General features: G+C 61.9%; 7 protein-coding genes. All 7 read left to right on the plus strand.

Features of this window, described 5'->3' with window-relative positions; all coding sequences use genetic code 11:
• Positions 1-211 precede the first annotated feature (211 nt).
• The 7 genes from V6766_RS21160 to V6766_RS21190 all read left to right on the plus strand — a co-directional run bounded on the left by V6766_RS21160 (position 212) and on the right by V6766_RS21190 (position 7,996).
• Positions 212-1,870 (plus strand): NAD+ synthase, encoded by a 1,659-nt coding sequence (locus V6766_RS21160; protein ID WP_448469913.1) that lies wholly within the window; start codon positions 212-214, stop codon positions 1,868-1,870.
• Between the two features lie 62 nt (positions 1,871-1,932).
• Entirely contained in the window at positions 1,933-2,760 is an 828-nt protein-coding gene (locus tag V6766_RS21165) for a TolB family protein (protein ID WP_448469915.1), read from the plus strand.
• A 90-nt stretch (positions 2,761-2,850) separates the two neighbouring features.
• A complete protein-coding gene (locus V6766_RS21170) occupies positions 2,851-3,681 on the plus strand; it encodes a UDP-2,3-diacylglucosamine diphosphatase (protein ID WP_448469918.1) in 831 nt (276 codons plus the stop codon).
• Between the two features lie 194 nt (positions 3,682-3,875).
• A complete protein-coding gene (locus V6766_RS21175) occupies positions 3,876-5,033 on the plus strand; it encodes an MlaE family lipid ABC transporter permease subunit (protein WP_448469920.1) in 1,158 nt (385 codons plus the stop codon).
• 9 nt (positions 5,034-5,042) lie between these two features.
• Entirely contained in the window at positions 5,043-5,846 is an 804-nt protein-coding gene (locus tag V6766_RS21180) for an ABC transporter ATP-binding protein (RefSeq protein ID WP_448469922.1), read from the plus strand.
• A gap of 15 nt (positions 5,847-5,861) precedes the next feature.
• Positions 5,862-7,232: an MlaD family protein gene (locus tag V6766_RS21185; RefSeq protein WP_448469924.1), complete on the plus strand. Its 1,371-nt coding sequence runs from the start codon at positions 5,862-5,864 to the stop codon at positions 7,230-7,232.
• Between the two features lie 149 nt (positions 7,233-7,381).
• The gene (locus V6766_RS21190) at positions 7,382-7,996 is read left to right on the plus strand and encodes an ABC-type transport auxiliary lipoprotein family protein (RefSeq protein WP_448469926.1); all 615 of its coding nucleotides are present in this window, start codon (positions 7,382-7,384) and stop codon (positions 7,994-7,996) included.
• The last annotated feature ends 138 nt before the right edge of the window (positions 7,997-8,134 follow it).

The raw sequence follows: 8,134 nt of genomic DNA on the forward strand, positions 1-8,134 counted from the left end.
ACAGAGAGGGGTAAAGGGCGTAAGCCCTAAAAGCCGCAAGCTCCGAATTTGCCGAGAGGGTTCACCCCTCTCTGCCCCTGTCGGGGCATCTCCCCCTCAAGGGGGGAGATTGTTGGTGCGCGATGTGGTTTTGCGCTTTCCGCCTTTTCAGGTTTGATTTTTCCCTGAAAACATGGTGTCCATCCCTGCAGACCTGAAAGGTGGATTTGCCATGGACAGCATCACAATCGCACTTGCCCAGCTCAACCCGACGGTTGGCGATATCGCCGGCAATCTGGAGAAGTTGCGGGCGGCGCGGCGGACGGCGGCCGACAAGGGCGCGGACCTCATCATGTCGACGGAGCTGTTCATCTCCGGCTACCAGCCCGAAGACCTGGTGATGAAGCCGGCCTTTCTCGCGGCCTGTGAGAAGGCGGTGGAAGCGCTGGCGAAGGACACCGCCGATGGCGGTCCCGGCGTGATCGTCGGTTTTCCGCGCCAGGGCGAGGCCGGGCGGCACAATTCCGTCGCGGTGCTCGATGGCGGCGAAATCATCGCCATCCGCGACAAGGTCGACCTGCCGAACTATGGCGAGTTCGACGAGAAGCGGGTATTCGTGGCCGGCGAAATGCCCGGTCCGGTGAACTTCCGCGGGGTCCGGATCGGCATCCCGATCTGCGAGGATATCTGGGGCGAACTCGGCGTTTGCGAGACGCTCGCCGAATCGGGCGCGGAACTGCTGCTGTCGCCCAACGGCTCGCCCTATTACCGCGGCAAGGTCGATGTCCGCCATCAGGTGGCGCTGCGCCAGGTGATCGAGACCGGCCTGCCGCTGGTCTATCTCAACACGCTCGGCGGTCAGGATGAGCTGGTCTATGACGGCGGCAGTTTCGGCTTCAATGCAGACCGCTCGCTTGCATTCCAGATGCCGCAATTTGCCGAGGAGATCGCGCTTTCCAAATGGCGGCGCGGCGCGGATGGCTGGATCATCGAAACCGGCGAGATGGCGGCATTGCCCGTGGGCGAGGCCTCGGATTATCACGCCTGCGTGCTGGGCTTTGCCGATTACGTCAACAAGAACGGCTTCAAGAGCGTGGTGCTCGGCCTTTCCGGCGGCATCGATTCGGCTCTGTGCGCGGCGATCGCCGTCGATGCGCTGGGCGCGGAGCGGGTGCATTGCGTGATGCTGCCCTATCGCTACACCTCGGACGAGTCGCTCAAGGACGCCGCCGATTGCGCCAGGGCGCTCGGCTGCCGCTATGATATCGTGCCGATCGAGGAGCCTGTCACCGGCTTCATGTCGGCGCTTGCCGATATGTTTGAGGGTACGGAAGAGGGGATCACCGAGGAGAACCTGCAAAGCCGCACCCGCGGCACGATCCTGATGGCGATCTCCAACAAGTTTGGCGCAATGGTGGTGACCACCGGCAACAAGTCGGAAATGTCGGTCGGCTACGCGACCCTTTACGGCGACATGAATGGCGGCTTCAACCCGATCAAGGATCTCTACAAGATGCAGGTCTACGGCGTCTCTGCCTGGCGCAACGGCGAACGGCCGGACGGCATGCTGGGGCCGGAGCGCGGTGTGATCCCGCAGAACATCATCGACAAGAAACCGTCCGCCGAGCTGCGCCCCAACCAGACCGATCAGGATTCGCTACCGCCCTATCCGGCGCTGGACGATATTCTGGAATGCCTGGTGGAGAAGGAAATGTCGGTCGAGGCGATCGTCGCGCGCGGCCATGATGTGGAAACCGTGCACCGCATCGAGCATCTGCTCTATATTGCGGAATACAAGCGACGCCAGTCCGCGCCGGGCGTCAAGATCACCAAGAAGAATTTCGGCCGCGACCGGCGCTATCCGATCACCAACCGTTTCCGCGATCGTTGAGGGATGCGTGACATCGGCGCTCGGAATGATATGGTCCGGGCGGTTCGTGGAGGAGATGTCCGGTGCGCAGTTCGGTTGAAATCTATGATATCGCAAGCCGGCAGGCGCGCGTCGTGTTCCAGTCGGATGCGCTGATCGAGGCGCCGAACTGGTCGCCGGATGGCGGCCACCTGATGGTCAACAGCGACGGCATCATGTATCGGCTGCCGCTTGAGGGCGCACCCGTCCTCCAGCGCATCGACACCGGATTCGCCGTCCAGTGCAACAATGATCACGGCATCTCGCCCGACGGCGCCACCATCGCGATTTCCGACAAGTGCGAGTTCGGCAAATCGGCGATCTACACGGTTGCGGCCGCAGGCGGCATGCCGAAACTGGTGACCGAAAACCTGCCATCCTACTGGCATGGCTGGTCGCCGGATGGCGCGCGCTTTGCCTATTGCGGCATCCGCGACGATGTCTTCGATATCTACACGATCGCGGCTGAAGGCGGCGAGGAGCTGCGGCTCACCCATGGCGAGGGCCGCAATGACGGGCCGGACTATTCCTTCGATGGCGAATGGATCTATTTCAATTCCTCGCGCACCGGGCTGATGCAGATCTGGCGCATGCATCCCGATGGCACGGGCCTTGAGCAGATCACCGGCGATGACTACGGCAACTGGTTTGCCCATCCATGCCCGACCAATGACCGCGTCATCCTGATCTCCTACGATCCGGACGTATTCGATCACCCCCGCGACTGCCAGGTGCGTGTGCGGATGATGGACATGGATGGCGGAAATCTCGAAACCCTGTTCGAGCTTTTCGGTGGGCAGGGCACGATGAATTCGCCGAACTGGTCGCCGACAGGCGATGCCTTCGCCTTCGTGCGCTATCAGCCGGCCTGAATCCCCGCCAAAAACGGCATGTCATCAAGTTGAAATACGACTCTGCTTTTAACTCCTGTGACGGCAACACACGCAGGGCGGGTCGAAGGCATGGAACCCAGGCAATTCAGAACATTGTTCATTTCCGATGTTCATCTCGGCTCCAAGGCCGCCAAGGCGGATTTCCTGCTCGATTTCATGCGTCATCACGAAGCCGACACTATCGTGCTCGTCGGCGATATCATCGACGGCTGGCGGCTGAAGCGGAACTGGTACTGGCCTCAGGTCTTCAACGATGTCATCCAGAAAATGCTGCGCAAGGCGCGCAAGGGTGCGCGCATCATCTATATTCCCGGCAATCACGACGAGTTCCTGCGCAACTTCCCTGGCACCCATTTCGGCGGCGTCGAGGTTGCGGAGCGGATGATCTTCGAGGCCGGCGACGGCAAGAAATACCTCGTCATCCACGGCGACGAATTCGATGTGGTCGTGCGCCATGCCCGCGTCGTCGCCTATCTCGGCGACTGGGCCTATGATGCTGCGATTGCCATCAACCAGGTTCTCGCCTTCTTCCGCCGCAAGCTGGGGTTGCCGTACTGGTCGTTTTCGGCCTGGGCCAAGCTGCAGGTCAAGCACGCGGTCAACTTCATCGGCGAGTTCCAGCGCGTGGTCGTCGAGGAGGCCCGCCGCAACGAGGTCGACGGCGTCATCTGCGGTCATATCCATCACGCCGTGATCGAGGATATGGATGGCCTTCGCTACATCAATACCGGCGACTGGGTGGAAAGCTGCACGGCGGTGGCCGAGCATTTCGACGGCACGTTCGAACTGATCTCCTGGCAGAAGATCGAAACGGCAGAGGCTCCCGTCGCGGCCGAACCGGTGGAGGTCGATCCCGTGCCCTTGCTTCTGGCCGCCCGCGACAGGGATCACGCGGCGTAAGCTTCAGCAAACGCTTCTCCTCGCCATTGAAAAGACTTGCAATCTCCGACAGGCCGTGAAAAGCCTAGCAAATGTTATTTGCAGGGTTGCGCCATGGCTGCGCGCCGGCTTCGAAGGTCGCGGGGCGCGCTGTCCGGTCGGCCGGATCGCGGCGTCCACCCGTTCCAAGAGCGCACGAAACTGGATAATGGCTTTTGCAGAAAGCGGATAATTCCACAGCCTCTCTCACCTTCAAGTCCGGCGAACAGCCGGCGACGCTGTCATTTGAAGGCGACTGGACCGTTCACAACGCCGCAGCGCTCTACGGCGAACTCGACGGCCTTGGCGGCAAGCTGAAAGGCGCCGGCGGCGGCTCCGTGACATTCGATCTCTCCGGCGTCGGGGTTATCGACACGGCGGGCGGGTGGCTGATTCGCGAGGCCGAGGCCAAATGCGGCGATGCCGGTCTTAAAGTCGAGATGCAGGGCATGACGGACCGTCTCGGCGAATTGCTCGAGGCCATTCCCGAGGAACTGCCGGAGCCCGAAAAAGCGCCGACCAGACGCCGGTCGATCGTCCAGCATGTGCTGGAGCCGGTCGGCATTTCCGCGGTGGCGGCCGGTCGTGACATCTATACCGGCGTCGGTTTCTTCGGCGCGCTTTTCGTCGGGCTCGGCGAACTGTTTTCGAAACGCGGCGGCGTCAACATGGCCGCGATCGCGGCCCAGATCGACAATATGGGCGTCCGCGCCGTGCCGATCATCGCGCTGATGTCGTTTCTGGTCGGCGCGATCATCGCCCAGCAGGGCGCGTTCCAGCTCAGCTATTTCGGCGCCGAGCTGTTCGTGGTCGATCTGGTCGGCATCCTGCAGCTTCGCGAGATCGGCGTGCTTTTGACCGCGATCATGATCGCCGGTCGCTCGGGCAGCGCGATCACCGCCGAAATCGGCGCGATGCGCATGCGCGAGGAAATCGATGCGCTCAGGGTCATGGGGTTCGATCCGATCGCGGTGCTGGTCTTTCCGCGCATGCTGGCGCTGCTCATCGCCTTGCCGCTGCTGACGATTCTGGCGAATTTTGCTGCACTCGTCGGCGCCGCGGTCGTGGTCGATCTTTATGCCGGCATCACCTATGAGACCTTCCTGCAGCGGCTGCAGGAGGCGATCGACCTTCCCGACCTGATTTCCGGTCTGGCCAAGGCCCCGGTGATGGCCGTGATCATTTCGATCGTTGCAGCGCTTGAGGGCATGAAGGTCGGCGGAAGTGCGGAATCGCTCGGCCACAAGGTCACGGCTTCCGTGGTGAAGTCGATCTTCGTCGTCATTCTCGCCGACGGCATCTTCGCGATCTTCTACGCCGCGATCGATTACTGAGGAGCCGAGGTGGATATCGAACAGCAACCGCAGGGCGACAAGGACAGGGTGCTCAGTGTGCGCGACCTCACTGTGGGGTTCGGCGGGCCGACGGTTCTCGAAAACCTCGACCTCGATGTCTATCGCGGCGAAATCCTCGGCTTCGTCGGCGGATCGGGCACCGGCAAATCCGTGCTGATGCGCACCGTCTTGCGGCTGAACCAGCGGCAGGCGGGAACGATCAATATTTTCGGCAAGGATTTCGACGAGCTGAGCTACGAGGAGCGGCTGGCGATCGATATGCGCATCGGCGTGCTGTTCCAGCACGGCGCGCTGTTTTCGGGCCTGACCGTGCTTGAGAACGTGCAGGTGCCGATGCGCGAATATCTCGACCTGCCAAAAAAGCTGATGGACGACCTGGCGCGGCTGAAGATCGAGATGGTGGGCCTGAGGCCGGAGGCGGCCGAGCGCTTTCCCTCGGAACTGTCAGGCGGGATGATCAAGCGCGCCGCCCTTGCCCGCGCGCTGGCGCTCGACCCCGATCTCGTCTTTCTGGACGAGCCGACATCGGGCCTCGATCCGATCGGCGCGGCGGAGTTCGACGAGCTGATCGCCCGGCTGCGTGACACTTTGGGCCTGACGGTCTATATGGTGACCCATGACCTCGACAGCCTGCACGCCGTTTGCGACAGGATCGCGGTGCTGGGCAAGAAGAGAGTTCTTGTCGAGGGAACGCTGGACAAGCTCCTCGCCTTTGACGACCCCTGGGTTCAGAGTTATTTCAGGGGCAAACGATCCCGCGCCATTTTCGGCGCCGGCCAGAATAGCCAATAGCGCGGACGGGCAGTTATGGAAACCAAAGCAAATTATACCGTTGTCGGCTTCTTCGTCCTGCTGGTGCTGGCCGCCGGGGCCGGGTTTATCTTCTGGATGCAGGAATATGGCCGCCAGGGCCCCGTCGCCGACCTTATCGTGCGCATCCCCGGCTCCGCAAACGGCCTCAGCGTCGGTTCCGCGGTGCGCTTCAACGGCATCCAGGTGGGCTCGATCAAGTCGCTGGAGATCGATCCCGCCGACTCCCGCTATACCATGGCCCGGACCCAGGTTAAGGCGACCACGCCGGTCTACAAGAGCACCAATGCGAAGCTGGAGCTCCAGGGCCTGACCGGCACGGGCTATATCGAATTGTCGGCCAATGGCGAGCAAGGAGATAATATCCTGCAGGAATCGCTGCGCACCGACGAGCCGGCGGAGCTGACGGCGGACAAATCGGGCCTCTCCAACCTGCTGACCACCGCCGACCGGATCATGAAGCGTCTCGACGACACCGTCGGGCAGGTGCAGACACTGGTGGATGATGTCAGCACGCCGCTGACACAGACGGTCAAGAACGTCGACACATTCACCGGCGCGCTGGCCGACAATTCCGATCAGATCGGGGAGTTCCTCGAATCCATCGGCAAGATGTCCGATACCGTCGACGGGCTCGCCGGACGCCTCGACAAGACCGTTGCCTCGCTTGACGTCCTGATCAAGGCGGTCAATCCGGAGGAGGTCGGCAAGATCGTCAACAATGCTGAGACGATCACGTCCAACGTTGCCGTCGCCTCGAAGAACCTGGATGAGGTCATTACGCAGTTCGGCGACGCAATCGAAAGCTACGCTACGTTCGGAAAAACGGCGCAGGATGTGTTCAAGCAAGTCGATGCGATCGTCACCACGATCGACCCTGAAAAGGTCGGCAGCTCGATCGACGATTTCTCGGTTGTCATGGCCGACGCCAAATCCGCGGTCGCTTCCGTCAAGGACGTTGCCGCGTCGATCGATGCCAAGACCCAGAGCATCGATACGGCGATCGAAAACGTCTCCAACATGTCGATCAAGCTCAATCAGGCGTCCACGCGGGTGAACGAGATCCTGGTGAAGGTCGACGATCTGCTCGGCTCCGACAATGTCGAATCGCTGTCCGACCAGGCGCGCGATACGCTCGTCGCGGTGAAGCAGGCGGCCGAGACCCTGAATGCCCGGATCGGGCCGATCGCGGCGAATATCGAGAACTTCTCGGGCTCCGGCCTCAGGGATGTGCGCGGTCTCGTCAGCGACACTCGCCGCACGGTGGACAATCTGAACCGCACGATCGAGTCGATCAGCAACGACCCGCAGCAATTCATCTTCGGGTCCGACAGCGTGAAGACCTATGACGGGCGCAAGCGTTACTAAGCGCCCGGCGAACGACGCGTGCGGATGCGGGCTATGGTTGCAATCCGGCAAGCCACTGAAAAAACAAGCATGTCAGGTCTTTGCAATCGCCAGCGTATGCCTTAATTCTGACAGATACCAATTCGGCAAGCCCGGGGAAGTTTGGATAGATGCTTTTTGCCGCGATCGTTAAAACCGGAGTGAGACCGCTTCTCGCGCTCGGTCTGCTGGCGGCAGGGCTGAGCGGCTGCGCGTTGCGCCCGGCGCCCGACACCTTTGATCTGTCCGCACAGCCCGTGGTGACCTTCGAGAGCCAGAAGGCGCTGCGCTCCCAGCTTCTGGTGCCGACGCCGTCCGCGATCCAGGTGCTCAACAATCGCGGCATCGTCGTGCGTCTCGGCGGCGCGGAACTGCGTTATCTTGCCGGCGCCCAGTGGAGCGACCAGCTTCCCGTGGTGATCCAGGCGCAGCTTGTGGCAGGCCTTGAGAACACCGGCCTGTTTGCCGGCGTCGGAATGCCGGGGCAGGGGCTTGCGATCGACTATCAGGTCGTGGTCGAGGTGCGCGAATTCGCGATCAACGCCGCGGGGCCGGGCTCCGCCAATGTCGAGCTCTCGGTCAAGCTGCTGGATGACAGAACCGGCGTGGTGCGGGCGCAGAGGCTGTTTACGGCAAGCGTGCCCGTCAGCTCCAACGCAGCCAGCGGCGTTCTCGTGGCCGCGCTCGACGATGCCTTTTCCAAGGTACAGTCCGAAATCGTAAGCTGGATCGCCCTCACGCTTTGAACCGGCGATGCTGCGGTTAGGTTATCTGGCAGGCGTGGTTAAATGCACTTGCCGCCGGGTTTTGAGTGAGGCGTTGGCAACCCCAATCTCTCCCCTTGAGGGAGAGATGCCCCGACAGGGGCAGAGAGGGGTGAACCC

Source organism: Martelella sp. AMO21009 (assembly GCF_053484295.1).

Bases quoted from the DNA above. Each gene is read 5' to 3' on its own strand.
- V6766_RS21190 (WP_448469926.1), top strand. From the start codon at position 7,382: ATGCTTTTTGCCGCGATCGTTAAAACCGGAGTGAGACCGCTTCTCGCG.
- V6766_RS21160 (WP_448469913.1), top strand. From the start codon at position 212: ATGGACAGCATCACAATCGCACTTGCCCAGCTCAACCCGACGGTTGGC.
- V6766_RS21170 (WP_448469918.1), top strand. From the start codon at position 2,851: ATGGAACCCAGGCAATTCAGAACATTGTTCATTTCCGATGTTCATCTC.
- V6766_RS21185 (WP_448469924.1), top strand. From the start codon at position 5,862: ATGGAAACCAAAGCAAATTATACCGTTGTCGGCTTCTTCGTCCTGCTG.